Source organism: Halomonas sp. B23F22_20 (assembly GCF_043496985.1).
Taxonomy (GTDB): Bacteria; Pseudomonadota; Gammaproteobacteria; order Pseudomonadales; family Halomonadaceae; genus Halomonas.
The window spans coordinates 56,519-82,306 of the sequence record NZ_JBIEKH010000011.1 but is presented as its reverse complement, the minus strand read 5'-3'; the positions used below and the strand labels follow the sequence as shown (position 1 = coordinate 82,306).

At 64.3% G+C, this 25,788-nt stretch carries 27 protein-coding genes and 5 tRNA genes; 18 read left to right on the top strand and 14 right to left on the bottom strand.

All coding sequences use genetic code 11. From position 1 onward, the window contains the following. Positions 1–144 precede the first annotated feature (144 nt). A complete protein-coding gene (locus ACGTN6_RS10950) occupies positions 145–903 on the top strand; it encodes an SDR family NAD(P)-dependent oxidoreductase (protein ID WP_394591548.1) in 759 nt (252 codons plus the stop codon). Positions 904–1,057: 154 nt separating this feature from the next. On the opposite strand, the gene ACGTN6_RS10945 is transcribed toward ACGTN6_RS10950, so the two are convergent. Together ACGTN6_RS10945 and ACGTN6_RS10940 are read right to left on the bottom strand one after the other, a co-directional pair. After that, positions 1,058–1,133, bottom strand: a tRNA-Ala gene (locus ACGTN6_RS10945). 162 nt (positions 1,134–1,295) lie between these two features. Next, a tRNA-Ala gene (locus ACGTN6_RS10940) sits at positions 1,296–1,371 on the bottom strand. 212 nt (positions 1,372–1,583) lie between these two features. Here ACGTN6_RS10940 and uvrY point away from each other — a divergent pair. The 8 genes from uvrY (at position 1,584) to nadB (ending at position 8,092) form a co-directional block, all read left to right on the top strand. After that, positions 1,584–2,222 (top strand): UvrY/SirA/GacA family response regulator transcription factor, encoded by a 639-nt coding sequence (gene uvrY, locus ACGTN6_RS10935; protein WP_394591547.1) that lies wholly within the window; start codon positions 1,584–1,586, stop codon positions 2,220–2,222. A 191-nt stretch (positions 2,223–2,413) separates the two neighbouring features. Further along, entirely contained in the window at positions 2,414–4,228 is a 1,815-nt protein-coding gene (gene uvrC, locus ACGTN6_RS10930) for an excinuclease ABC subunit UvrC (protein WP_394591546.1), read from the top strand. A 176-nt stretch (positions 4,229–4,404) separates the two neighbouring features. Continuing rightward, positions 4,405–4,953, top strand: a complete 549-nt coding sequence (pgsA, locus tag ACGTN6_RS10925; protein ID WP_394591545.1) for a CDP-diacylglycerol--glycerol-3-phosphate 3-phosphatidyltransferase — start codon at positions 4,405–4,407, stop codon at positions 4,951–4,953. Between the two features lie 62 nt (positions 4,954–5,015). Further along, a tRNA-Gly gene (locus ACGTN6_RS10920) sits at positions 5,016–5,090 on the top strand. A 28-nt stretch (positions 5,091–5,118) separates the two neighbouring features. Next, a tRNA-Cys gene (locus tag ACGTN6_RS10915) sits at positions 5,119–5,192 on the top strand. Positions 5,193–5,221: 29 nt separating this feature from the next. After that, a tRNA-Leu gene (locus tag ACGTN6_RS10910) sits at positions 5,222–5,308 on the top strand. A 49-nt stretch (positions 5,309–5,357) separates the two neighbouring features. Continuing rightward, positions 5,358–6,509 (top strand): FUSC family protein, encoded by a 1,152-nt coding sequence (locus tag ACGTN6_RS10905; protein WP_394591544.1) that lies wholly within the window; start codon positions 5,358–5,360, stop codon positions 6,507–6,509. Beyond that, positions 6,506–8,092: an L-aspartate oxidase gene (gene nadB / locus ACGTN6_RS10900; protein WP_394591542.1), complete on the top strand. Its 1,587-nt coding sequence runs from the start codon at positions 6,506–6,508 to the stop codon at positions 8,090–8,092. Before ACGTN6_RS10905 ends, nadB begins: the two co-directional genes overlap by 4 nt. 7 nt (positions 8,093–8,099) lie before the next feature. Here nadB and ACGTN6_RS10895 read toward each other — a convergent pair whose 3' ends face one another. Both ACGTN6_RS10895 and ACGTN6_RS10890 read right to left on the bottom strand, forming a co-directional pair. Next, positions 8,100–8,498, bottom strand: a complete 399-nt coding sequence (locus ACGTN6_RS10895; protein WP_394591541.1) for a hypothetical protein — start codon at positions 8,496–8,498, stop codon at positions 8,100–8,102. Continuing rightward, the gene (locus ACGTN6_RS10890; RefSeq protein WP_394591540.1) at positions 8,458–8,751 is read right to left on the bottom strand and encodes an FAD assembly factor SdhE; all 294 of its coding nucleotides are present in this window, start codon (positions 8,749–8,751) and stop codon (positions 8,458–8,460) included. Before ACGTN6_RS10890 ends, ACGTN6_RS10895 begins: the two co-directional genes overlap by 41 nt. A gap of 122 nt (positions 8,752–8,873) precedes the next feature. Between ACGTN6_RS10890 and ACGTN6_RS10885 the strand changes: the two genes are divergently transcribed. From ACGTN6_RS10885 to lapB, 3 genes are read left to right on the top strand one after another with little or no spacing between them, the layout of a single operon-like run. Then, positions 8,874–9,263, top strand: coding sequence for an integration host factor subunit beta (locus tag ACGTN6_RS10885; protein WP_394591539.1), 390 nt, complete (start codon positions 8,874–8,876; stop codon positions 9,261–9,263). Between the two features lie 53 nt (positions 9,264–9,316). Next, positions 9,317–9,622: a lipopolysaccharide assembly protein LapA domain-containing protein gene (locus ACGTN6_RS10880; protein WP_394591538.1), complete on the top strand. Its 306-nt coding sequence runs from the start codon at positions 9,317–9,319 to the stop codon at positions 9,620–9,622. Between the two features lie 2 nt (positions 9,623–9,624). Next, positions 9,625–10,809, top strand: coding sequence for a lipopolysaccharide assembly protein LapB (gene lapB, locus ACGTN6_RS10875; protein ID WP_394591537.1), 1,185 nt, complete (start codon positions 9,625–9,627; stop codon positions 10,807–10,809). 10 nt (positions 10,810–10,819) lie between these two features. Here lapB and pyrF read toward each other — a convergent pair whose 3' ends face one another. Next, complete coding sequence (pyrF, locus tag ACGTN6_RS10870) at positions 10,820–11,521, bottom strand: orotidine-5'-phosphate decarboxylase (protein ID WP_394591536.1); 702 nt, start codon at positions 11,519–11,521, stop codon at positions 10,820–10,822. Between the two features lie 202 nt (positions 11,522–11,723). On the opposite strand from pyrF, the gene ACGTN6_RS10865 reads away from it, so the two are divergent. Then, positions 11,724–12,005 (top strand): ComEA family DNA-binding protein, encoded by a 282-nt coding sequence (locus tag ACGTN6_RS10865; protein WP_394591535.1) that lies wholly within the window; start codon positions 11,724–11,726, stop codon positions 12,003–12,005. A gap of 168 nt (positions 12,006–12,173) precedes the next feature. On the opposite strand, the gene ACGTN6_RS10860 is transcribed toward ACGTN6_RS10865, so the two are convergent. Further along, positions 12,174–12,935, bottom strand: coding sequence for an SDR family oxidoreductase (locus tag ACGTN6_RS10860; protein ID WP_394591534.1), 762 nt, complete (start codon positions 12,933–12,935; stop codon positions 12,174–12,176). Between the two features lie 188 nt (positions 12,936–13,123). Between ACGTN6_RS10860 and ACGTN6_RS10855 the strand changes: the two genes are divergently transcribed. From ACGTN6_RS10855 to ACGTN6_RS10840, 4 genes are all read left to right on the top strand, one after another. After that, positions 13,124–13,636, top strand: a complete 513-nt coding sequence (locus ACGTN6_RS10855; protein WP_394591533.1) for an FxsA family protein — start codon at positions 13,124–13,126, stop codon at positions 13,634–13,636. A 203-nt stretch (positions 13,637–13,839) separates the two neighbouring features. Further along, positions 13,840–14,133, top strand: coding sequence for a co-chaperone GroES (locus ACGTN6_RS10850; protein ID WP_035595572.1), 294 nt, complete (start codon positions 13,840–13,842; stop codon positions 14,131–14,133). 58 nt (positions 14,134–14,191) lie between these two features. Continuing rightward, complete coding sequence (gene groL, locus ACGTN6_RS10845; RefSeq protein ID WP_394591531.1) at positions 14,192–15,838, top strand: chaperonin GroEL; 1,647 nt, start codon at positions 14,192–14,194, stop codon at positions 15,836–15,838. Between the two features lie 224 nt (positions 15,839–16,062). Then, positions 16,063–16,797, top strand: a complete 735-nt coding sequence (locus ACGTN6_RS10840) for an RNA methyltransferase (RefSeq protein WP_394591530.1) — start codon at positions 16,063–16,065, stop codon at positions 16,795–16,797. 51 nt (positions 16,798–16,848) lie between these two features. On the opposite strand, the gene ACGTN6_RS10835 is transcribed toward ACGTN6_RS10840, so the two are convergent. From ACGTN6_RS10835 to ACGTN6_RS10800, 8 genes are all read right to left on the bottom strand, one after another. Next, the gene (locus ACGTN6_RS10835) at positions 16,849–17,748 is read right to left on the bottom strand and encodes a SphA family protein (protein WP_394591529.1); all 900 of its coding nucleotides are present in this window, start codon (positions 17,746–17,748) and stop codon (positions 16,849–16,851) included. Between the two features lie 60 nt (positions 17,749–17,808). Beyond that, positions 17,809–18,753, bottom strand: coding sequence for a catechol 1,2-dioxygenase (gene catA / locus ACGTN6_RS10830; RefSeq protein ID WP_394591528.1), 945 nt, complete (start codon positions 18,751–18,753; stop codon positions 17,809–17,811). A gap of 79 nt (positions 18,754–18,832) precedes the next feature. Further along, positions 18,833–19,900, bottom strand: a complete 1,068-nt coding sequence (locus tag ACGTN6_RS10825; protein WP_394591527.1) for an NADH:ubiquinone reductase (Na(+)-transporting) subunit F — start codon at positions 19,898–19,900, stop codon at positions 18,833–18,835. A 15-nt stretch (positions 19,901–19,915) separates the two neighbouring features. Continuing rightward, on the bottom strand, positions 19,916–20,278 hold the full coding sequence (locus tag ACGTN6_RS10820) for a phenol hydroxylase subunit P4 (protein WP_394591526.1): 363 nt from the start codon (positions 20,276–20,278) through the stop codon (positions 19,916–19,918). A 13-nt stretch (positions 20,279–20,291) separates the two neighbouring features. Continuing rightward, complete coding sequence (locus ACGTN6_RS10815) at positions 20,292–21,803, bottom strand: aromatic/alkene/methane monooxygenase hydroxylase/oxygenase subunit alpha (protein ID WP_394591525.1); 1,512 nt, start codon at positions 21,801–21,803, stop codon at positions 20,292–20,294. Between the two features lie 96 nt (positions 21,804–21,899). Then, positions 21,900–22,169, bottom strand: a complete 270-nt coding sequence (locus ACGTN6_RS10810; protein WP_394591524.1) for an MmoB/DmpM family protein — start codon at positions 22,167–22,169, stop codon at positions 21,900–21,902. A gap of 72 nt (positions 22,170–22,241) precedes the next feature. Next, on the bottom strand, positions 22,242–23,228 hold the full coding sequence (locus ACGTN6_RS10805; RefSeq protein ID WP_394591522.1) for an aromatic/alkene monooxygenase hydroxylase subunit beta: 987 nt from the start codon (positions 23,226–23,228) through the stop codon (positions 22,242–22,244). A 47-nt stretch (positions 23,229–23,275) separates the two neighbouring features. After that, positions 23,276–23,515: a phenol hydroxylase subunit gene (locus ACGTN6_RS10800; RefSeq protein ID WP_394591521.1), complete on the bottom strand. Its 240-nt coding sequence runs from the start codon at positions 23,513–23,515 to the stop codon at positions 23,276–23,278. 358 nt (positions 23,516–23,873) lie between these two features. Between ACGTN6_RS10800 and ACGTN6_RS10795 the strand changes: the two genes are divergently transcribed. Then, a complete protein-coding gene (locus tag ACGTN6_RS10795) occupies positions 23,874–25,586 on the top strand; it encodes a sigma 54-interacting transcriptional regulator (RefSeq protein ID WP_394591520.1) in 1,713 nt (570 codons plus the stop codon). Positions 25,587–25,788: the final 202 nt, after the last annotated feature.

Sequence of the window (25,788 nt, the reverse complement as noted above, 5' to 3'; positions counted from 1 at the left end):
CAGGCTCGCGCCAGCATGTCGCCACGGGCGGCGCCGCAACACCGGCGCCGCCCGTGGCCGTCGTGACGCCCCGTCGATTATCGCGGCCACAACCCGCTATGCTTGGCCCTCCCCGCCGATCTCATGCCGCAAAAGGAGCCTGCCATGACCCGTATCGCCCTTATCACCGGAGCCACGTCCGGATTCGGACGCGCCTGCGCCCACCGCTTTGCCGAGGCGGGCTGGTCGCTGGTGCTCACCGGCCGACGCGAGGAGCGCCTGAACGAGCTGCGCGAAGCACTGCAGGAGAGGGTGCCGGTGCATACCGCGGTACTCGACGTTCGCGACGCCGACGAGGTGAAAGCGGTGATCGATGCCCTGCCCGAGGCCTTCGCCGCAGTGACGTGTCTGATCAACAACGCCGGCCTGGCCCTGGCGCCGCAGCCCGCGCAGCGGGTCTCGCTCGACGATTGGCATACCATGATCGACACCAATGTCAGCGGCCTGGTGAATGTTACCCATGCCTTGCTGCCGACACTGATCGAGCAGGGAGCCGGCAGCAGCATCATCAACGTCGGTTCGGTGGCCGCCGACACTCCCTACCCGGGTAACCATGTCTACGGCGCAACCAAGGCCTTCGTCCGCCAGTTCAGCTACAACCTGCGCTGCGACCTGCTGGGCACCGGCGTGCGGGTCACCGATATTGCCCCGGGGCTGGCCGAGACGGAATTCACCCTGGTGCGCACCGGCGGCGACCGCAACGCCCACGACACGCTCTACGGCGACACGACACCGCTCGGTGCAGAGGATGTCGCCGAGCAGATCTTTCATGTGGCGACCCTGCCGCCCCACGTCAACATCAATCGGCTAGAGATCATGCCGGTGCGCCAGGCCTGGGGGCCCTTCGCCATCGACCGCGACTGACACCGGGCCCAACGAGCCACGGCGACGAGCCCGCCGTGGCTGTATCGCTTCGTGTCGACACTCGCCTTGCAGCAGACAGAGCGCCCCCGCCAGACACGCCAAAAAGAAGCCGCCCGGTACCATATCGGTATCGGGCGGCTTCTCGGTATTCGATTGGTGGAGCCTAGCGGGATCGAACCGCTGACCTCAACACTGCCAGTGTTGCGCTCTCCCAGCTGAGCTAAGGCCCCACTGTTACTCGTCGGCCTGCGCCGCGAGAACGAGGCGTACTTTACGTTCGAACTGCCTTCCCGTCAAGCCCCAGTCATAAGAGATTCATGCACACGAGTGCATGCGAACGCACACGAAAAAGCCGCCGATGGCGATGCATTCGGCGGCTTTCAATATTCGGTTGGTGGAGCCTAGCGGGATCGAACCGCTGACCTCAACACTGCCAGTGTTGCGCTCTCCCAGCTGAGCTAAGGCCCCACTGTTGCTCGCCGGACTGGGCCGCGAGAACGGAGCGAATATTAAGACCATCATGCCCACTCGTCAATCCGTGATTATGAAAAAACATGTCTTCGATTGACACCAAATCGGCTTAGGGCGATGTTGTGCCACGCTAGAGTCCGAATGCTTCGCACCAGAATCGTCGTCTTCGGCTCTAGCGTCATTCAACACCATTTTCAGGAGCACCTGCCTTGATCAGGGTTCTCGTTGCCGACGACCACCACCTGGTAAGGACCAGCATCGCCCACCTGCTCGACGACGAGCCGGATATCACGATCGTGGGCGAAGCCGCGGATGGCGAAGAGTCCATCCGCCTGGCCCGTGAACTTAAACCCGATATCGTGCTGATGGACATCCGCATGCCGGGCATCGGCGGCTTGGAAGCCACGCGAAAAATTCACCATTATAGCCATGACATCCGTATTCTGGTGCTCACTGCCTTTCTCGAGGAAGGCTTCGCCCAACGCCTCCTGGATGCCGGCGCCCACGGCTTCATCAGCAAGGGCTCTCAGCACGACGAGATGGTCACTGCGGTGCGCAACGTCTTTGCCGGGCAACGCTATGTCAGCCCCGATATCGCCCAGCGCCTGGTGCTGTCGCGGGTCGATGCCAGTGACAACCCCTTCGACCAGCTCTCCCAGCGCGAGCTGCAAGTGGCGATGATGATCGTCAACTGCCAAAGGGTGGCCGAAATTGCCGACCGCATGTTCCTGAGCCCCAAGACCGTCAACACCTATCGCTATCGCATCTTCGAGAAACTCGATGTGCATTCCGATGTGGAGTTGACCCACCTGGGACTGCGCCACGGCCTGGTCGACGGCTTCAATTAGGCCTTGCCCGGCACGACGGAGAACGACGCCTCGGCCAGACCGGCACATCAGCCAGACAAGGGCTGGGCTCACGCGTGCACAAGCAGGCCATGAAGCCAAGTGCCGGTACGACAGACATGCCACGGACGGAGTGACCCACCCGACGACGAGTCTGATAGGATAAGCGTCCATCTCCGCCACACCGCCGCCCGATGAGTTTCGATTCACGTCATTTCCTGGCCACCGTAACCCAGGCCCCCGGCGTCTACCGCATGCTCGACGAACGCGGCGAGACGCTCTATGTCGGCAAGGCGCGGCGCCTCAAGGCGCGCCTGGCGAGCTACTTTCGGGGCGCGCTGAACACCAAGACCCAGGCGCTGGTCGGCCGCATCGCCGACATCCAGGTCACGGTCACCAACAGCGAGACCGAGGCGCTGCTGCTCGAGCAAACACTGATCAAGGAGCAGCGGCCGCCGTACAACATCCTGCTGCGAGACGACAAGTCATACCCTTTCGTCTTCGTCACCGACCGCCACCCTTTCCCGGCACTGGAATACAAGCGGGCCCGCACGCGACACGACGATGGCCGTTATCTGGGCCCCTACCCCAGTAGCAGCGCAGTGCGGGAAAGCCTGTCGCTGATGCAGAAGATCTTCCGCATTCGCAACTGTGAAGACAGCGTCTTCGCCCACCGCACTCGCCCCTGCCTGCAGTATCAGATCGGCCGCTGCAGTGCGCCCTGCGTGGACTACATCGAGGAAGCCGACTACCGGCGCGATCTGGAACACGCGATCCAGTGCCTGGAAGGCAAGAGCGAGGCGGTAACCCAAGAACTCACCCGTGACATGGAAGCAGCCAGCCAGGCTCTCGAGTTCGAGGAAGCCGCCCGACTGCGCGACCAGATACAGCAGCTGCGTCAACTTCAGCAGCGCCAGTTTGTCGACACCGGCGGCGGCGATGCGGATGTCTTCGCACTGGCCTCGCGTCCTGGTGCACTGTGCATCTCGGTACTCACGGTGCGCCAGGGCCGACTGCTGGGCGCTCGCCATCACGAGCCCGCCAACGGCCTGGACCTGGGACCGGAAGCGCTGCTGGGGGAGTTCGTCAGCCAATTCTATCTCGGCCAGGCGCGCGAGATTCCCGGTGAGATCATCACCAGCCACCCGCTGCCCGACACCGAGCTACTGGCTAGCGCCCTGAGCGAACGGGCCGGCAAGCGTATCCGCGTCACCGACCAGGTGCGCGGCCACCGCGCCCAGTGGCGTGAGCTGGCACGCACCAACGCCGAACAGCAGTTAGCCGGCCAGCTGGCCAGCCAGACCCAACTGGCCAAGCGCTTCGAAGCACTGCGCGAAGCCCTGAACCTGGAACACGTGCCAACTCGATTGGAGTGCTTCGATATCAGTCATAGTCATGGCGAGGCTACCGTCGCCTCCTGCGTGGTGTTCGATCCCGATGGCCCGCGCAAGTCCGACTACCGACGATTCAACATCGAGGGCGTGGAACCCGGCGACGACTACGCCGCCATGCGTCAGGCCCTGACCCGCCGCTTCCGCCGGCTTGCCGACGGCGAGGGCGAACGGCCGGACATCTTGGTCGTAGACGGTGGCAAGGGCCAGTTGAACATGGCACGCGACGTCTTCGCCGAGCTCGGCGTAAGCGGCGTCATGCTGCTGGGCGTGGCCAAGGGCAGCACCCGCAAGGCCGGCCTGGAAACGCTCTACCTCGAAACCGTCGACCGAACCCTCGATCTCGATGGCGCGTCACCGGCGTTACACCTGCTACAGCATATTCGCGACGAGTCGCACCGCTTCGCCATCGCCGGACATCGGGCGCGTCGCGACAAGACCCGACGCACCTCAACCCTGCAGGACATCCCCGGCGTCGGCCCGCGCCGCCGTCGGGAGCTGCTGCGCTTCTTCGGTGGTTTACACGGCGTGCGCCAGGCCAGCCGCGAGGAGCTGGCTCGGGTTCCCGGCATCAGCGCCACCCTCGCAGAGACGATTCATCGTGCACTGCATGGATGAGCACAACCGAGAGCCGGATAGTCAGACTGCGAGGAACGGGCCCGGATGCCGGGCATCAGCGCCCCCGCTCACCGGCGGAGACGATTCATCGTGCACTGCATGGATGAGCGTGGCCGAGCCGGATAGAATGGCCCGATACTCGGCATCTCCCACCTCAGGCAAGGACCGCAGCTTCGATGAACATCCCCAACCTCCTGACCCTGGCCAGAATCGCCTTCATCCCGCTGCTGGTGGTACTGTTCTACCTGCCCTTCTCGTGGAGCATGCCGGTCGCCGCCGGACTGTTTGCCCTGGCGTCGGTGACCGACTGGCTGGACGGCTATCTGGCTCGGCGCTGGGACCAGTCGACGCCCTTCGGCGCCTTCCTCGACCCGGTGGCCGACAAGCTGATGGTGGCCGTCGCCCTGGCCCTGCTCATCGAACGCTATGATGCTAGCTGGCTCACACTGCCGGCACTGGTGATCATCGGCCGCGAAATCGTCATCTCCGCGCTGCGCGAATGGATGGCCGAGATGGGCAAGCGCGGCAAGGTCGCGGTATCGTGGATCGGCAAGGTAAAGACGACTCTGCAGATGATCGCCCTGCTGCTGCTGCTGGCCTTCACGCCAGACACGCCAATCGCCGTACTGGGTGTGGCCACCCTTTATGCCGCGGCCCTGCTGACCCTGTGGTCGATGATCCAATACCTGCGTGCCGCCTGGCCGCATCTGAGTGACTCGATGTAGCGCCAAGCGAGAAAAGCGTTTGACAGTCACCGACTTATCCGTATAATGCGTCCTCGAGTCAGGCGGGAATAGCTCAGTGGTAGAGCATCGCCTTGCCAAGGCGAGGGTCGCGAGTTCGAATCTCGTTTCCCGCTCCATTCAACATACGAATGGCTTGACTCATGAGGCTGGATGGCAGAGTGGTTATGCAGCGGACTGCAACTCCGTGTACGCCGGTTCGATTCCGACTCCAGCCTCCATCATTCCTTCTGCTGCCCGCTCGAACCCCGCCCGGATGGCGAAATTGGTAGACGCAAGGGACTTAAAATCCCTCGGTGGCAACACCGTGCCGGTTCGAGCCCGGCTCCGGGCACCATGATTTCATTGATCCTCCAGAACCGGCCCGCGAACGGTACATCACGCCCATGAAGCTGGCGCGCCTGCTACGCGACCCCTACTTCACCAACCGCCATCGCCGCATCCTTCATGTGCTGCGCGTCGCCCTGGCGCTGGTCATCGCCTACGCCATCACCGAACCCTTCGATATTCCCCATCGAGGTTGGGCCCTGGTCAGCACCGTCATGGTCATGGGCAACCTGCCACATATTGGTGGGGTGCTCGACAAAGGGCGCCAACGCCTGCTCGGCACTCTCCTGGGCGCACTGTGGGGCCTGCTGCTGATCGTCCTCCCGCTACCCTGGCCCGGCCTGCTGCCGCTCGGCACCTTGGCCGGCATCGCCGTAGCGACCTGGGCCACCTTCGCCAAGCGCTACGGCTATGGAGGACTGATGTTCGCCATTAGCCTGCTGCTGGTGATCGGCGGCGGCACTCCGGAACTGGATGTGGCCCTGTGGCGCAGCTTGAACGTACTGCTTGGCACCCTGATCGGGATCGGCGTCACCATGCTGGTTCTGCCTCACAAGGCGACCGATCTGCTGCGCTTTGCCATGGCGGACAACCTCGACCACATGGCACGCCTCTATCACGCTCACACCTCGGCCAGCGCCCCCGTAGACCTCGATACGCGAAGCCTGCTCAAGGCCTGCAGCAAGCTGCTGGTCAAGCAGCGCGGCCTGGTCGACGCTATCCACCGCGAGCACCGCCTGACCCGGGGCGAACAGGACGACCTCATCTCCCTGCAGCGGCGCATGTTCTCGACCATCGAGCTGCTGCTCGAGACGCACTGGAACACCCGAGCCGGCCACGAGCGTATCGATGCCATGGACGGCCTGCGCGACCAGCAACACACCCTCGCCCGTGCCATCGGCACCCTGGCCTTCCAGGTTCGCACCGGCCGCCCCATCGAGGTGGAACTCATTCCCTTCGATCTGCAGCGCCATGCGGACCTGGCAAACGATGCCTATTCGAGCGACGGACGCCGACTGCTCAGCCCCAGCGGCTACCTATGGCTGAATCGCGAACTGGCCCGCCTGACCGGCGAACTCATCGAGCGGCTGGCTGGCCTGGAACGCTTGCCCAGCCGGCGACTGCGCAAGGGGGCTAGGCGGCATGGCCTGCTCGCCCCGCACGACACCCACGAGACGACGGAGTCTCCCCGACAAGGACGGCCCGGATGAGCGACACCAAGCAAGATGTGCTGATCATCGGCGGTGGCATCGCCGGCCTGGTACTGGCCCTGGAAGTCACCGATCGGCGCCCCGTGACGCTGCTGCAGCCGGCTCGCGACGGGCTGGGTGCCAGCCGCTGGGCCCAAGGCGGCATCGCCGCCGTCCTGTCCCCGGATGACGACATCGAAGCGCACGTGGCCGACACCCTGGTCGCCGGCGACGGTCTGTGCGACGAGGCGGCAGTGCGCTTCACCGTGGAGCAAGGCCCGGCGGCTATCGCCTGGCTGCTATCACGGGGCGTACCGTTCACGCCGGATCCCGACCCGGACGCCAGCTATCCTTATCACCTGACCCGGGAAGGCGGCCACGGGGCGCGGCGCATCATTCATGCCGACGACGCCACCGGCCGCGCCGTGGTCGAGACCCTTCGCCGCGACGTCGAGGCCCATCCGGCGATCCGCCTGCACACCGACCTGGTCGCCGTCGGCCTGATCGGCGACCAGGCCGGCCAGTGCCGTGGCGCCCGCTGCCTCGACGAAGCCGGCCAGCCCCACGAGCTGCTGGCCGCGGACACCGTGCTGGCCACCGGCGGGGCCAGCGGGCTGTTCCGCCACACCACCAGCCCCAACCCGGCCTGCGGGGAAGGCATGATGATGGCCGCCGAGCTGGGCGCGGAACTGATGAACCTGGAGTTCCAGCAGTTCCACCCCACCTGCCTGTTCGATCCGGGCGGCCCCCCCTTCCTGATCAGCGAAGCGGTACGCGGCGAAGGCGGCCATCTGCTGGATGCCGAAGGGCAACGCTTCATGCCCGGGGTCGACCCACGGGCCGAGCTGGCACCGCGCGACGTGGTGGCCCGCGCCATCGATGCCGAAATGCAGCGAAGCAGCCGCGATCATGTCTGGCTCGACATCCGACACCTGGGCGAGGCGGCAATCCGCCACCACTTTCCAACCATCCATGCCCACTGCCTGACCCGCGGCCTAGACATCGCCGCCGCGCCCATCCCGGTGGTTCCGGCGGCCCACTACAGCTGCGGGGGCGTCAGCACCGATCTTGAGGGCGCCACCACGGTGCCGCGCCTCTACGCCGTCGGCGAGGTTGCCGGCACCGGCCTGCACGGCGCCAATCGCATGGCCAGCAATTCTCTGCTGGAATGTCTGGCCTTCGCACGCAGCTGCGCTCGGCGACTGCGCCATGCCAGCCCAGCCAACGAGGCTGCGCTGACACCCTGGTACACCGGCACCGCACGGATATCCGAAGAAGAGTGTCTGGCGCTGTTTGCCGAACTGCGTGAGGTCATGAGCGCCCGCGTGGCCATCGTGCGCCACGATGCCGGCCTCGACGAGGCCACCCGGCGCCTAACCGAACTCACCGAACGCCTGGCACCTCGTCTGGCCGATGCCGTGCCAAGCGTCGAGCTCGCGAGCCTGTGGCACGCCCTCCGCCTGGCACGGCTCACCGTGGCCAGCGCCAGTGCACGCCGCGAGTCCCGCGGCCTGCATTTCAACCCCGACTGTCCGCTGCATGGCGACCCGGCGCCCCAAGCGTCACGGATCCATCTGAGTGACCTCGACACAGGGCAAACCTGACAGACGTCTATGGCAGGCTGACCAGCGCCCGGCGCAACTGCCTCAACGACTCGGCATCGCTGCAGTCCGGCCATAGCCAGAGACGACGCCCATCAAGGCGCAGGCCGATCAGCCAGGGGCCGAGATAGTCGCAGCTCAGTGTCATCTCCCGCCATTCATGGCCATCCGCCTCACGCCAGAACCACTGCGAAACAGTCCCATCCCGAAGCTGATGGCGAAGTTGACCAGCGGGACGTCGCTGCACATCGAGGAAAAGCATGGCGGCCAGGCTCGACGCCGCCAGCAGTGTCACCCAGCCGGGGGCGTGCACCCCCAGCCATCCCACGACACCCAATGCCACCAGACACTGGGCGAGTAGCGACGCTCTAGAGGGTTCGATAGTGATCGTTACCGGTGGTCTCGGCATGCTCGACGATCATCTTGACGATGCGGCGGCGCTCGGGCTCCTCGGGCCATTCACGACGCATCAACCAGACGAAGAGATCCTGGTCCTCTTCGTCGATCAGGGTCCGGTAGGCGGCCTGATCGCTCGCGTCGAGGTCATCGTAGCGCTGTTCGAGGAAGGGGATCAGCAGCAGGTCGAGCTCCCACATGCCGCGCCGGGAATGCCAATACAGGCGCTTGCGGAGAGCGGCTGCCGCAGACGAATCATCGTTCAAGGTCGGCCTCGTCGATTGCGTGAGTGAGGGCACAGTATACCCGAGCTCCCCCAACCCCGGGATAGCCCCCGTGTTGGATACATCCCCGGCCTCCCGTTGCCGTTTCGGGGCTTAGCCGTCTAGTGCGTTGTTTTATCGAGAGTTGCACAGTATGCTTTGAGAGACGATCGCCTAGAGCCGCCTCGGTCCAGGCCTGGACAGCACGGAGAGAGCCGATGACCAAGTCCGAACTGATCGAACAGATTGCCATGCGACAGCCGGAGCTGTCCGTCAAGGATGTCGAGGCCGCCGTCCGCATGATCCTCGACGACATCACCGACACCCTGGCGGATGGTGGGCGAGTCGAGATCCGCGGCTTCGGCAGCTTCTCGCTACACTATCGCGAGCCGCGCATCGGCCGTAATCCCAAGACCGGTGAACCGGTCGCGCTCGACGGCAAGTTCGTGCCACACTTCAAGCCCGGCAAAGAGCTGCGCGAACAGGTGGACGCCAGTCGCGCCCTCGGTTACTGACCGCCGGTCACGCGCCGGCCTTCCCTCCTTCAACTCGATACGGGAATTCATACATGCGTTGGCTCAAAGGCCTGATCCTGGCCGTCATTCTGCTGGTGGTGCTGCTGGTCGGCATCCTGTTCGCCGTCAACAACCAGCAGTCTCTCCCTCTTAACCTTATCTGGATCGAACTGCCGCCGGCATCGCTTTCCGTTTGGTTGCTGGCCTCCCTTGCCGTCGGTGTCTTCCTCGGCATGCTCGCCATGAGCGGCGTCTATCTGCGTCTGCGCACCCTGCTGACCCGAGCCCAACGCCACAATCAGCAGCAACGCAAGGAACTCGACAAGCTGCGTATCCAGGAGATGAAGGAACTGCCCTGAGCATGCCCGATGTTCTGCTGCTGGCCCTATTGTTGGCAGCGGTCGCCATCGGTTGGTGGCTGGGCCGCCGCGAACGGCGGGTCGCCGATACCCACACGTCATCCCCGACCCTGGCCCGCGACTACTTCGTGGGCCTGAACTACCTGCTCAACGACCAGCAGGACCGCGCCATCGAAACCTTCATCGGCGCCCTGGAAGTCAACAGCGACACCATCGAGACCCACATCGCCCTGGGCAACCTCTTCCGCTCGCGCGGCGAGGCGGATCGAGCGGTGAAGATCCACCAGAACCTACTGGCTCGCCCCACGCTCAGCGGCGACCAGGGCGAGCGCGTCCAGCTGGAACTGGCGAGAGACTTCCTGCAGTTGGGGCTGCTCGACCGGGCCGAGCGCCTGCTCCAGGCTCTGATCAAGGACGGCCTGCACGAAGAGCTGCGCCAGACGGCTCGTCACTTGCTCGTCGACCTGCTGGAGCGGGAAGGGGAATACCAGCAGGCACTGGACGTGGCCCAGCCGGCACTGGTGAGGGAAAGCGACGATGTGCGCCGCGCCGCCGCCCACTGGCTGTGTGAGCTCGCCGTGCAGGAACGCCGGTCGGCGAGTCCGGCCCTGGCGAACCGTCACCTCAAGCAAGCCCTGGCCACTGACCGGCGCTGCGTTCGTGCCAACCTGCTGCTGGCCGAGATGGCACTGGACACCGGACACTATCGCCAGGCAATTCGACTGCTGCAACGCATTCCCGAGCAGGACAAGACCTTCATCCCCACCCTGCTCGAGCCGCTCGCCCGCGCCTATCGGCTGCTCGACGACGAGGTCGGCCTGATCCGCCACCTCGAATCGTTGCTCGAGATCGCTCCCTATACCAGCGTCATCATCCTGCTCGCCGAAACCCTGTGCCGCCACCATGGCGACACCCAGGCCGCGCTGAGCCTGTTGACCCGCGAACTCGAGCGCTCACCCAGCCTCGGTGCCGTGGACTACCTGATTCGCCTCTACCATCAGCAGGAAGGTTCCAGCGTAGACCAGCGCATCGAGCTACTTCAGCGCCATACTCACACCCTGCTCAAGGCCCTGCCCCGCCACCGCTGCCGGCGCTGCGGATTCAGCGGCGAGCAGCTTCACTGGCAATGCCCCCGCTGCCGCAGCTGGGGCACCACCAAGCCGATCACCGGCATCGAAGGCGAATAACCGCACCGCTTCAGCCGGCGGCCAGCTCGGCCTCGATGGCACTCAGCGCTGCCATGGGATCGTCGGCCAAGGTCACAGGGCGCCCCACCACCAAGTGGGTGCTCCCAGCCTCCATGGCCGCCGCCGGCGTCATGACACGCCGCTGATCGCCGGCCTCTGCCGTTGTCGGCCGGATGCCTGGCGTGACCTTGAGGAAGCCATCACCGCACAGTGCCCGCAGCCGCTCGGCCTCCTGTGCCGAGCACACGACGCCGTCCATTCCGCTGTCGCGCGCCAGCATCGCCAAGCGCTCGACCTGCTCGGCGGGCGATGCGCTGACCCCCACCTCGACCAGGTCTTCGGCCACCATGCTGGTCAGGACCGTCACCGCGATCAGGTGAGTCGAGAGGCCGTGCTGGACCAGGCGCTGCTTGGCCGCTTCCATCATCCGCCGACCGCCGCCGGCATGGACGTTGACCATCCACACGCCCTGCTCGGCCGCCGCCTGCACGGCGCCGGCTACGGTGTTGGGGATGTCATGAAACTTGAGATCCAGAAACACCTCGAAGCCACGCCCGTGCAAGGCTTCGAGGACATCGGGACCACTGCGAGTGAACAGCTCCTTGCCCACCTTGACTCGGCAGCGCGCCGGATCCAGGCGATCGGCCATACACAGAGCGGCATCCAGAGAGGTGTAATCAAGGGCGATGATCAGGGGAGACACGGTGGGCACGGGCTGGCTCCTGGCAACGAAATGGACCCGCGCAGTATATCAGCCATGTTCCATCACACATCGGCTGATCTCGTCGCAATCCCGTCCTTGATCGCCGGGATCACGCATCACCAATAGATGACATGGCGACTGGCAACCCGGCACTAGGTTGAAGGCAGGTGCCACGAGAGCACCTTCGTTCTACTTGATGGAGATATCGCTCATGAAAATGATCCACCAGAACGGCATCGCTACACTGTGCCTGATGCTGCTGCTGGGGCTGGCCACTCCGACGCTCGCCCAGGAGAACGCTACCCCGATCAACGTCAATACCGCTGACGCCGCCCTGCTGGCCGAGCTGCCAGGCATCGGCGAGACGAAAGCCGCCGCCATCGTCAAGGATCGCGAAGCCAACGGGCCCTTCGAGTCGGCCAATGACCTGGCCCGCGTTAGCGGTATCGGAGACGCCACCGTAGAGGGGCTCGCCGATCAGGTCACCTTCTAGCGCCACGAATTCCAGCACCTCGAATCAGAGGCTGATCCCAACATGCTGGCGGCCCCATGGGCCGCCATCTCTGCCACCCATCTCCGGCACAAGGCACTAAGGAAGCGGCGAATTCATGGCGGCGCTCGACATCATGGCCGCCAACGGTCCATCAGCACTCCCCAGAGGCTATACCCTGAGCCCGCCGTCACACTCCACGACTCGTCCGGTGAAATAATCATTGGCAAAGATGAACGCTACGCTCTCGGCAATATCGTCGGGTTGCCCCATGTGCCCCAGCGGGATGCCAGCAGTGATGCGCTCGCGTATGTCCTCGCGCAGCTCCGCCGTCATCTCGGTCTCGATGAAACCCGGCGCCACCGCTCCTACCCGGATGCCATGGCGTGCCAACTCCTGTGCCCAGGTCACCGTCAGTGAGGCAACCCCGGCCTTGGCCGCCGCATAATTGCTCTGACCGGCATTACCGCCTCGCACCACGCTGGAGATATTGACGATCACACCAGGGCGACCGGCCTCGACCATTCGCGTCGCCGCCTCCCGACCACACAGGAAGACGCCGGTCAGGTTGATGTCGATCACTTGCTGCCAGCGTTCCAGCGACAGCGTTTCCAGCACTTCTCCATCACGCGCCTTGACCAGCAAGCCGTCGCGCACGATCCCGGCATTGTTGACCAGGCCGTCCAGCGGGCCCAGCGCCTCGGTGACCGCAGAGAAAGCCGCCATCAGCGAGCCCTCGTCGGCCACGTCGACGACGAAACCACGCGCCGTGATGCCTGCGTCCGCCAGTCGACCCACGGCCTCGTCCAACTGCCTGCCGTCACGATCGAGCAGTGCCAGGATCGCGCCTTCCCTGCCCAATCGCTCGGCCATCGCCAGGCCCAAGCCTCGCGCGCCGCCGGTGATGGCGATGATGCAATCTTGAAGTGTCATAGCGGTTCTCCCACCGAGGGTGTCATATCCACGGCCGGCTTGCTCGGCAAGCCGCCGTTGCCAGGAGGTACTTCATTAGCCTACCCCGTCTGCTGCGTTGCAACATCCCCTTTTTGTCGCGCCCGCAGCGGCTTGATTTTCACCATCCTCGCCCCCACCTCCCGACTAATCGCCAACGCGGAGCCATCATGCCTTTTCTTGCTCTCTTCACCGTCTTCGCCCTACTCGACTTCGTGCTGCTGTTCACCGTCGGCAGCCATATCGGCCTGCTGACCACCCTGGCCCTGGTGCTGGGTACCGGTTTCCTCGGCCTGCACTTGATCCGCCGCGAGGGGATGGCCACCTTCGCCCGCGCCCAGGAACGCATGGCTCGGGGAGAGCTACCCTCGAGCGAGCTGCTCACCGGCGCGGCGCTGATCTTCGGCGGCGCCCTGCTTATGGCGCCGGGCTTCCTCTCCGACGCTCTGGGTTTCATGTGCCTGATTCCCGACGCCCGCCGACTGCTCGGCAAGCTGCTCGGGCGCCTCGGGATGCGGCTACAGGGCGTGCATGTCCAGGCCGGCAGCTATCGGTCTTCCCAAGGGCGCGACGCCGACTGGCAACAGGCCGACGAGCCATCGGCGCAGCGGACTTCCTCGACCGGCGGCGCAAGCGAACCGCTGGAGGGTGATTTCATCGCCCACGACGAACGACGCGGCTGAACGTCAAAAAATTTTCGGATGGGGGCTTGAAAGCCCATCGGCCAGCCCCACTTATCCGACAGCAACGAGCTTCGGTCCCGGCCCGCCGGGATCATCCACACGGAAGGCAGATGCCTTCGCCCCGTAGCCAAGCCTGCGGGTTGATGATGAAACCGCCGAGGCAGCGACGCCCGGCACAGCAAACCATCAGGAGAACGTGAGCAATGAACATCCGTCCCTTGCACGATCGCGTCGTCATCCGTCGCGTCGAAGAAGAGCAGAAAACCGCAGGCGGCATCGTGCTCCCGGGCAGCGCCCAGGAAAAGCCGACTCGTGGCGAGGTTCTCGCCGTCGGTAACGGCCGGATTCTGGACAGCGGTGACGTGCGTCCGCTCGACGTCAAGGTCGGCGACACCGTGATCTTCAAGGATGGCTTCGGCGTCGAGAAGCAGAAGATCGACGGTGAAGAAGTGCTGATCATGAGCGAATCCGACATCCTGGCCGTCGTCGAAGGCTGAGCCGCGACCGCCATACGCTCGCAACTGACGTTCACGAACTCACAGGAAGCAAACCAAAATGGCAGCGAAACAAGTCAAGTTCTCCAGCGATGCCCGCACCCGCATGGCCAAGGGTGTCGACACCCTGGCCAACGCCGTCAAGGCCACCCTGGGCCCGAAGGGCCGCAACGTGGTGCTGGAAAAATCCTTCGGCGCGCCGACCGTGACCAAGGACGGCGTCTCCGTGGCCAAGGAAATCGAGCTCAAGGACAAGTTCGAGAACATGGGCGCGCAGATGGTCAAGGAAGTCGCTTCCAAGACCTCCGACGTCGCCGGTGACGGCACCACCACCGCCACCGTGCTGGCCCAGTCCATCGTGACCGAGGGCCTGAAGGGCGTCATCGCCGGCATGAACCCGATGGACCTCAAGCGCGGCATCGACCAGGCCGTCAACGCCGCGGTCAAGGAAGTCGGCGAGCTGGCCGTGCCCTGCACCGATTCCAACGCCATCGCCCAGGTCGGCACCATCTCCGCCAACGGCGACGCCAACATCGGCCGCATCATCGCCGAGGCCATGGAGAAGGTCGGCAAGGAAGGCGTGATCACCGTCGACGAGGGCCGTGGCTTCGAGGACGAGCTGGACGTCGTGGAAGGCATGCAGTTCGACCGTGGCTACCTGTCGCCGTACTTCGTGACCAACCAGGACACCATGGCCGTGGAACTGGAAGACCCGTTCATCCTGCTGGTGGACAAGAAGGTCTCCAACATCCGCGAACTGCTGCCGACCCTCGAGGCCGTCGCCAAGGCCGGCAAGCCGCTGGTGATCATCGCCGAGGACATCGAAGGCGAAGCCCTGGCCACCCTGGTGGTCAACACCATGCGCGGCATCGTCAAGGTCGCGGCTGCCAAGGCCCCGGGCTTCGGCGACCGTCGCAAGGCCATGCTGCAGGACATCGCCATCCTCACCGGCGGTACCGTGATCTCCGAGGAAGTGGGTCTGGACCTCGAGCAGGCCACCCTGGACCACCTGGGCACCGCCAAGCGCGTGACCATGTCCAAGGAGAACACCACCATCATCGATGGCGCCGGCCAGGACGGTGACATCGAAGCACGCGTCAACCAGATCCGCGCCCAGATCGAAGAGACTTCCTCCGACTACGATCGCGAGAAGCTCCAGGAGCGCGTCGCCAAGCTGGCCGGCGGTGTGGCCGTGATCCGCGTCGGTGCCGCCACCGAAGTGGAGATGAAGGAGAAGAAGGCTCGCGTCGAGGATGCCCTGCACTCCACTCGCGCCGCCGTCGAGGAAGGCGTGGTACCCGGTGGTGGTACTGCCCTGATTCGCGTGCTGACCAAGGTCGCCGGCCTCAAGGGCGAGAACGAAGACCAGACCCACGGCATCGCCATCGCCGTGCGCGCCATGGAAGCGCCGCTGCGTCAGATCGTCACCAACGCCGGTCAGGAGGCCTCCGTCATCCTGAACCGCGTCAAGGACGGTGAAGGCAACTTCGGCTACAACGCCCAGACCGGCGAGTTCGGCGACCTGTTCGAGATGGGCGTGCTGGACCCGGCCAAGGTCACCCGCTCCGCGCTGCAGTCCGCTGGCTCCGTCGCCGGCCTGATGATCACCACCGAGTGCATGATCGCCGACGATCCGGACGAGAAGGAAGCCGGTGGCGCCGACATGGGCGGCATGGGTGGTATGGGTGGCATGGGCGGCATGATGTAATCTGCCCCCTGCCCCAGGCCTAGCCTGATCGAGCCCCCCGCCGGGAGACCGGCGGGGGGCTTTTTAGCTTTAAGCCATAAGCCGTAAGCTGTAAGACGATCTTGATCGGACCGCTACACGGGCGAATGACTCGAACCCCGGGGGGTTCTTACAGCTTATAGCTTACGGCTTACCGCTTTTACCCAATCAATACCCTACGCCCTCATCTCGCATAGAGCCAACTCATGCTTCCCAATATCCGCATCGTCCTCGTCCAGACCTATCATCCCGGCAATATCGGCGCTTCGGCGCGCGCCATGAAGACCATGGGGCTCACCGATCTGGTGCTGGTCAATCCCCGCTGTTTCCCGGATGCCGAGGCCAGCCGACTGGCCGCCGGCGCCGAGGGCGTGGTCGAGAGCGCCCGAGTCGTGGATTCCCTCGAGGCGGCGGTGAGCGACTGCGTCCAGGTCGTCGGCGCCAGCGCCCGGCTGCGCAGCATGCCGCTGCCCCACTTCGACGAGCCCGCCGAGATGGCAGAGGCCGTGGTTGGCAACGCCGCCAACGATCCGGTAGCCCTGGTGTTCGGTCGCGAACGCTTCGGCCTCACCAACGACGAGATTCGCTGCTGCAGCCACCAGGTCAGCATTCCCGCGAACCCAGACTACGGCGTCCTCAACCTCTCACAGGCCGTGCAGGTCCTGGCCTACGAGACCTTTCGCGCCTGGCGCCAACGCCCCGAGAGCGACTTCCGCACGCCTCGGCCATTGCACGATCGCCAGCCGACCCGCGAACAGCTCGGCCACTTCCATGACCACCTGTCTCGCCTGATGCAGGCCAGCGGTTTCATCACCCAGCCCCATGCTCGAACCGAGGAACAGCTGCAGGCGCTGTTCGCCCGCGCCCAGCCCTCACGCAAGGAACTCTCGCTGCTACGCGGCCTGCTGAGTTCGCTGGAACGGCAGATCATCGAGAAATGACGACGGCGGCTCCAATGGGGCCGCCATCGCGTCTCGAACCTTGTCATGCCCTCAGAAGCGCTTGGTCAAGGTGACCCGGAACAGATCCCCCTCGGGCAGGTCAAGATTGTCGTACTCGTGGTAGTAGGCGCCGTTCAGCCCGAGGGCCAGCGATGGCCAGAAATACCCCGCCTCGGCGCCCACGGCATGCTGCTCGGCCTTGTCGTTGACCAGGCCAGGCGCTAAGCCATCGTCCGCCTCGAGCTGCCAGGCATCATATCCCACCAGCCCCAGCTTGAGGCCTCCGGCCAGGCGATGACCAATCCCCCACTCCAGCGTCAGGCTGTCGCCGGGGGTGATGCCGGTGTCATCCTGCTCGCCGTGGATCTCGTAGCGCGACAGCGCCGAGACGGTCCAGCGCTTCTCGGCATCCAGGTGCCATGCACCGCCCAGGGTGAACATGGTGGAGCCGAAGCCCTTGCCCGGCGAAGCCGGCTGGTCGACATCGAAGTCGCCGCTGGCGAACCAGTAGCCGGCGGCGGCCACCGCATCCCAGCGCTCGCCGTGCCAGCCCAGCACCAGCGGACTCAGGAAGACATCGCCGACGCCGCTGTCACTTTCATCGATGCCGGCGACGCTGAAATCGAGTGACGTATTCAGCACCGGCACGATCGCCTCCATGCCTACGTCGGCGCCGAGGATCCGCTTGTCACTCATCCAGACGACGCGGTTGACCAGGGCATTGACCTTGCCGGTGTTGCTCGTAGGCAGGGCGTTGCCATCACCATCGCGCAGTCTGTCGATGTCGTAGTGCACCAGATAGCCGCGATAGTAGAGCCCGGGCGGCGGCACCACCGGACCATCGAGGCCCTCGACGCCGGGGACGTAGTGGCCATTGGCGGCCTGGACGGCGAAAGACAGGGCGCAGCCGCCCAGTGCCAGCCCAAGAGCCAGCGTGATCTTGTGTGTCATGGGGAGATCCCTTGTTGTCGTTATGATCGGCCGGTGCCGGCGCGGCACCGGCGTGCAGGCTTAGTCGTCGGACGCGCCTTCCAGGGCCCGGGGGCGAGCATGGCGAGTCTGCAGCTCGTGAGCGTCGGTCCTGGTCAGCGCGACGTCGAAGACCACCTCGGTGAACGGCCCGTCGAAGCCACGCTCGTCAGCCTCGGCGGTATCCTCGATACGCGTGCCCGCCACCACCAGCTCCTCGCGGGTAGCGAAGGCAAAATCGTCGTAGGTGTAGGGGTCACCGGCCAGGTTGATCTGGGTGGTCAGATGCTGGTGCCCCGGGGCGGAGACGAAGAAGTGGATATGCGCCGGACGCTGGCCGTGGCGGCCAAGCAGCTTGAGTACCCGGTCGGTGGGGCTGCCATCCGGCACCCCGTAACCGGACGGAATGATGCTGCGCGCCCGGTAGCGGCCCTCGGCGTCGGTGAGGATGGTACGCCGCAGGTGATAGTCGCTCTGGGTCGGGTCGAAGAACGAATAGTTGCCCTTGGCATCGGCGTGCCAGATCTCGACCCTGGCCCCGACGATCGGCTGGCCGTCGGTGTCGCGAACCCTGCCTGTCAGCCACATCGCCTCGGCCTCGGGGTCGCTGCCGTCGTCCATGCGCGTGACACCCTCGGTCTCGGGGGCACCTGCCACGTACAGCGGGCCCTCGATGGTGCGCGGCGTGCCGCCGGCCAGGCCGCGCGCCTCGTCCTCGGCGTCCATGCGCATGTCGAGATAGTGGTCGAAGCCCAGCCCCGGGGCCAGCAGCCCGAACTGGGTCTGCTGGCCCAGCTCGTTGAGCACGCTGACCGAGGACCAGAACTCCTCGGGGGTGACATCGAAGTCATCGATCAGCCGGTACAGGTCGGACACCAGGCGATGCAGGATCCGCTTGGCGCGCTCGCTGCCGCCGGCCTGATCGAGGCCAGCGACGGCCTGGAGGAAGTCCTGGACCTCGGGAGTATCGAAAATATTGACGGTCATGGTGAGTGGCTCCTTGTGATTCTTGTGATTAACGGCCCAAGGCCGTGGCCTGGATTCCCTCGAGCGGGATCCGTTTGAGCTAGATCCGTTTAAATAAGGCCGAACGCTGCTGGGTCTCGGCACCGTCGGCGGCGGTGAGGAAGCGCTCCATGTGAATGTCGCGTTCGAACAGCCGCCCCTTCATCAGCGCGCCGACGGCCGATTCGATCATCGGCGGCGGACCGCACAGGTAGGCCTTGTGCTCGCTGAAGCGACCATCGAAGTGCGCGATGGCAGCATCGTGAACGAAGCCCACAGCACCGTCCCAGCTGTCATCGTCCAGCGGAGCATTGAGCGCCGGCACGTAGTCAAAGCGTTCGTTCTCGGCGGCAAGCGCCTCAAAGCGCTCGCGGTGGTAGAGCTCGGCGAGGTTACGTGCGCCCTGGAACAGGGTGATGCGCCGGGTGTCCTCGGGGTCGTCGAGCAGATCGAGAATCATCGATTCAGGGCTCGAAAGCCCCGAGCCGCCGGCGATGAAGATCACATCCTTGGGATCGGACTTGCGCACGAAGAACTGCCCATAGGGGCCACTGAGCTCCAGCGCCTGGCCCTCCTCCAGCTGCTCATGGAGCCAGGTGGTGGCGGCCCCGCCCTCGACCCTGCGCACGTGCAGCGCAATCTCGTTGGGCTCACCCGGCGCCGTGGCAATGGAAAAGGCCCGGGTGCCCTCCACGCCCGGCACCTGCAGGTTGATGTACTGACCGGCCTGGAAGGCCATGCCATCGCCGGGAAGCGTCAGGCGAATCTCACGAATGGTCGGGGTCAGTTCGGCGATGGCACTGACGGTGGCAGTCCAATCCTGTACCGGATGACCGGCGAAGTCCGGGTCCTCGTCGACGTCCGCCTCGATCACCAGGTCACTCTCGGGCCGGCAGCAGCAGGCCAGGCGAAAACCCTCGTCACGCTCCATGTCCATCAGCGCGAAGGACGAAGCCTCGCCAACCTCGGCCTCTCCTTCCAGCACCTGCACCTTGCAGGTGCCGCAGGTGCCGTGGCCGCAGGCGAAGGGCAGCCACACGCCCTGGCGCAGGGCGGCGTCGAGCAGGGTCTGCCCCTCCTCTACCTCGACGATCTCGCCAGTGGGTTCGATGGTCACTTCATAGCTCATGACACTCTCCTCCCCTCAGATGGCCGCATCGGCCAGCTCGGACAGCCGCGGCGTGATCAGGCGGAGCTGAGACTTGTGTCCGATGCCGTTGTCGGCCAGCGAAGCCTCGCCTCGCGGGGTGACGTCCTCGCCGTCGAGACGCCAGCGCGCTGCGGTGAAGTCCAGCACCTCGCTCTCGGGGTGTGGTGCCAGCGCCGGTGCCAGCACCTCGTTGCGGAAGGCATCGAAGGTCATCGCCGGGTCGGCGAGAAAAGTCAGCGGGGCGCAGAACAGCAGGTGGCGCTCCCACATCACGTACACCAGCTGCTGACCGTGGAAGTTCTCGGCGCGGTCCCGCACCGGGCCCCGGTAGTTTGCATAGTTAGCTTGCACGCTCATGATCGTTGCCTCCTCAGACGGCCTGTTTCCACGCGTTCCAGCGGCGCTGCTCCGCGGAACCCTCGAAGTCGAGGTTGTCCTCACCCATCTCGATCCGGTAGTAGTCACCGATCACCTTCTCGAGATCGGCGCCACCGCAGTTGCCCTGCAGGATCTGGTGCACCGGCAGCCAGGCCTGCACGTACTTCTCCGGCTCGTGCTGGAAGATGTCGCGGCAGCCGTCGGAACAGAAGTGGTAGCGCTCACCCTCGTGCACGGTGTCACGATGGCTGAGCAGGGTGTCGTCGTCCGGCTCGGTGATTGACAGCGGGATCTGGCACACCTGGCACAGCTGCGGCAGGGTGTTGTTGTAGAAGCGCTCCCCCTTGGCGGCCTTTTCGGCCAGCAGCTCGAAGCGCGGCCGGTAGAGACGGTCGAAGGTGTCGGGATACTTCTCCGACAGCCAGTCCATCTCCTTGGCGGTGGGAATCCAGGTATTGAAGGCCGTGGCGTGACCGTACTGGTAAAAGATGAACCAGGCCTGGTGGCTGACGTGGTGCTTGCCGGCAACGGTCTGCTCGGCGTACTTGGGCGGGCGAATGCCGTAGCGCTCGAGCTCCTTGAACAGCGCGCCGCCGGCTTCCTCGTAGTACATCGTCCAGGCCTCGGCCCAAGACATCACCTTGTTGGGCAGCATGTAGTCCATCATCATGCCGACGATCGACAGCAGTCGATAACCGCGCCACAGCCACTTGTCGAGCCAGCGCTGGACGATCGGCACGTTGTCCTCGTGCTGTTCGAGGATGAACTTGATGATCTCAAGCCCCAAGGTCATGTGCCGGGCCTCGTCGGACTGCGCCGAGAAGCCGAAGGTCACGGTGTTCATGTCGCCGTTGTAGGCGGCACCCGACATGAACGGCAGGAACAGCAGGTTGGTCAGCACGTACTCGAAGGAGAACGAGATCGCGGTCAGGAATTCGAAGGGGCCGGCCGTGGAGGCATCCTCGAAGAACGACTTGGGTACCGACAGGTACCACACCCGGTCGAACATGTGGGGGAAGTCATGCATGCCACCGAAGTACTTGTTGTAGTGGCTCATGGCATGGATCTGGGTCTGGGTGTGGCGAAGCTCGTCGATGGACTGCATCTGGCAGGCGATGCGCGCGCCGACACCACCGAACTGGCGGCCCACCCGGGCATAGCCCTTGTAGGCGTTGTACTCCAGCGGGGTCACGGCGGTGATGAACAGCTTGACCGCATTCAGGTAACGCGGGTCGCTGATCTTCATCTGGCCATTGTTCTGCGACACCGCGTCGAAAATGGCGTACAGCTTGCGCTCCTTCTCCGCCTGGAATTTCCAGTAGTTGTCCATAGTCAGGCGGAACGGGTCCTCCCACTGACTCCAGTCGGTGATCTTGATGCCCTCGAAGCTCTCCTGGGGAAAGATGTCCTCATAGCGCTGGTAGCTGGGCTCCCAGTCCAGATCACGGGTCATGATCCGGTAGCGCTCCTTCATGTTGAGGCGCTTGCTGGTCTTGGCGTTCATGGGGAAGGCTCCTCGCCGTTATTATTGGCTGGCTGTTGGCAGATGATTGGCTGGCGCATGTGTGTCGGACCGGCGTATGGCGCGATCCACATCGGCTCAGGTGTTCCAGTAGAGAGTGAAGCTGTCGTCGTCCTCGTCGACGTTGCCGCCAAGGCTTATCAGGTCGACCTGCAGCTCCTGGGTGTCCCAGTCACGCCCCAGCTTGTCTTCCACCGTTTCGCGCCGGATGGTCAGACGATCATCGGCTTCGATGCGTACCATCGCCGGGCTGTGCTTGACCTCGGCACTTGGGTTGTCCTCGGTCACCGCCTCGACGATGAAACGGGCATTCTCGTTGTCCTGCAGGGCGATAAAGACGCGTGACATGAGCGGGTACTCCATTGGCGATAAAGATCGGGGGGTGACGTACAAGATCGAGAGTGGCAAACAAGCGCCGGCTCAATGCGTCTCAAGCAGGCCGAGCTTGGCCAGCCGTTTGTCGAGGAGCGACAGGGCATCATCGAGCGTTACACCGGCCTTGGCGGCGATCGGCTGCAACGCGGCCACGGCACGCTCCCGCCACGCCGACACCCATTGCGTGAGCAGACCACGGTTCTCATCGCTTTCGGCGGCCAGCGCCTTCATCAGCGCATCGATGAAGCGGCTGCCGTCCTTGAACCACTCGCCCATGAAGTCGGTGAGCATGGCGAGTTGGCCGCCCCCCGCGTCCATCCATCGGGCATCCAGGGTTTCCTGAACGAAGGGATACAGCAGGCCGTCCAGCACCAGGTTCTGGGCCACCGACAGCTCAGCCCAGTCCTCGATCACCAGAGTGTCTTCGACGTAGCGGCGCACGCCTTGCCAGTCTGGATCGTCCATCCACAGCTGCTTCGCCTCGCCTAGCAGCACTCCCGGGCTGTCGTCGATCAGCAGGCCTATCCGCGACAGGTACTGGGCGACGGCCAGCCGGTCCATGCCATGAAACATGTGGGCCTGGCTGAGGGTGGTGCCGTAGGCCGTAGAGGCGATACCGACATTGTTCATGTTGGCGCCGAGCTCGACGTGACGCAGCGGCAGCAGGCACTCTGTCACCAGGCGCCGTGCCTCGGCGCTCAACTGGCCGCCAAGATGACGCTTCTCGAAGAAAGCGAAGCTGGTTTCGGTGCTCTCCTGGAACTTGGTACGCGCGCCGACCCAGGCGCCGTAATAGAACTGACGAGGATCGCTGAAGGCATACCAGTCTTCCATTTTCAGCGCCGTGTAACCCGGGTCGTAGAGTTCGTGCTGCTCATCGAACATCGGCCGATAGTGAAAGTTGCAGGTCGGCTGGATATCGAAACTGGCTTCCTGATAACGGGTTGCCGGCTTGTCGCCGAAGCGTCTGCGGGTATGGCCATAGGTCTGGCGAATCGGCTCGATTTCTGCCGTCTTTATTTCGATGCTCATATTATCTCCTCGCTTATTATTGTCCGGTGTCGTCGACACTCGCTCGCTTATTGGCTGACGCTATAGCGCCACTTTTCCATCTGTATATCGACTTTCCTGGCCTGCTCATCGCTCATGTGAATCACCTCATTGCGGGCGCAGAAAGTCTCGAAGGCCTGAGGCGGCAGGATCAGCTCGACGAAGAGTTCGGGGCTCTCGATGGCAAAGTCGAACTCGACGAATTTCTCGTTGCGCTCCCTGACACGCACATAGCGCTTGAGGGGACGGGAAATGGCGGTTTGGGACATCTGGCACCTCCGGATGCATCGTCACCCTGACGTTACAAGCGTCGTGCCAGGCATCGACCACCACCAAAAAAATCATTGATAAACAACAGATTGAGAAGAAAGCACCTGAGATTCCGTGCTCTTTAAGGCCAGCATAAATCAAGCAAATGATGAGTTGCTGCCTTGCAGTGTCATCAATTCATGAAATCGGAAAGGCGCCGAGCAATTGTCAAGCGGAGTGCTGGTGGGAAAAGCGAGGGAGATTTATGCTGGATCTCTTGCCAACGAAGAGACTGGCGGGAAAAATTCGATTAAAGAATCATCATCACAATAACTACAAAACCCAGTATGCCACCGCCTGACGCCATGAGAGACCGCCATGCCCACATCCCTGACGACGCCGCGCTACCCCGACAGCCAGGACATCCTGGACAAGCTGCGCTTCCTGCCCAGCGAAGGGCAGATATGGCTCGGCGAGCAGCGCATGCTGCTGCTGCAGGTCCAGACCATGGCCACGTTTCGCCAGGAGATCGTCAACACCATGGGCATGCAGCGTGCGCGCAGCTTTTTCATGCGCCTGGGATACCATGCCGGCCTCCAGGATGCCGAGCTGGCCCGATCGGTACGCGGCCAGGAGATGTCGGTAGAGGACGGCTTTCTGACCGGGCCCCAATTGCACGCGCTACGAGGCCTGGTGAAGGTGGTGCCCATCGCCCTGGACATAGATCCCCGTCGTGGCCACTTCTATGGTGAATTCGAGTGGCAGGACTCCTACGAAGTCAGCATCTCCCAGCATATCTTCGGCCCGCTCAAGGAGCCGGTATGCTGGCTGCAGCTAGGCTATGCCTGCGCCTATTCCAGCCAGTTCCTCGGCCAGGAGATCCAGTATCGCGAGGTGGAGTGCCGGGGCTGCGGCGACGCACGCTGCCGCATCGTCGGCAAGCCGGCCCGGGAATGGGAGGATCACGAGGCCTTCGCCGAACTGTTCCGCGAGGACCCGCTGATCGACGAACTCTACGAACTGCAGTCGCGCATCGCCTACCTGGAGGACGACATCGCTCGTCACCAGGGCGAGGAACGGTATCGTCCCATCGGCCAGTCTCCGGCCTTCCTGGGCGCCCTGGATCTGATCGACCGCGCCGCCCGCTCCGAGGTGCCGATCCTGCTGCTCGGCGAAACCGGCACCGGCAAGGAGATCCTCGCCCACCGCGCCCATCAGCAGAGCGAGCGCGCCGACAAGCCCTTCGTGGCGGTCAACTGCGCGGCGATTCCGCCCGAGCTGATCGAGTCGGAGCTGTTCGGCGTCGAGAAAGGCGCTTACACCGGTGCCATGCAATCCCGTGTCGGACGCTTCGAACGCGCCCACGGTGGCACCCTGTTCCTCGACGAGCTCGCCGAGCTCTCGCCACGGGCACAGGCCGCCCTGCTACGAGTGCTGCAGGAGAAGCAGATCGAGCGAGTCGGCGGCCAGGCCAGTTACCATGTCGACGTCCGCATCGTCGCTGCCACCCACGGCGATCTCACCGAGCGCGTCCAGGACGGTCGCTTCCGCGCCGACCTGTTCTTCCGGCTCAATGCCTATCCGGTGACGATTCCGCCATTGCGCGACCGGCGCGACGACATGCCGCTACTCGCCGAGCACTTCCTGGCCCGCTTCGAGCAACACTACCGCCTCAAGACGCTGGGCTTCACCGACCAAGCCCTGGCGGCCATGCGCCGCCACGACTGGCCGGGCAATATTCGTGAACTTCAGAACACCATCGAGCGCGGCGTGATCCTGACCGGAGAGGGGCACCCGGTCGGCGAGCAGTCGCTGTTCGGTCAGCAACCGGCCATGGCCCGGGGGCAGGTGCTTGGCGACAGCGGTCATCTCACCCAGGCCGTCGATGACGCGACCACGGGCGATGCACTTGATGCGCTGTGCGGCAGCATCCTGGAAGGCGGCATCGCTCTGGAAGCACTGGAGGAAGCGTTGCTGGAGCGCGCCTACCGTGACGCCAACGGCAACATCTCGGCGGCGGCACGGCGCCTGGGCTTGAGTCGGGCCGCACTGGACTATCGGTTGAAGAAGCGCCAGATTGGCAGTCGCTGAAACATCCGAACCGGGCACGTCACGCTTGTCCGGCTGTCGCCACAGAACCGTCATGCGACGGTCACCGCATCGTCATCCATGTCGCCGACACTGATCCTGCCCAAGACGGGACCGGCAAGGGACACTGCCACACGCTTTGCCAGGGATGCCAGGGGCAGGATGCCCCTCAGGGACGCCGATCTCGGCATCGGGACGATGCCCA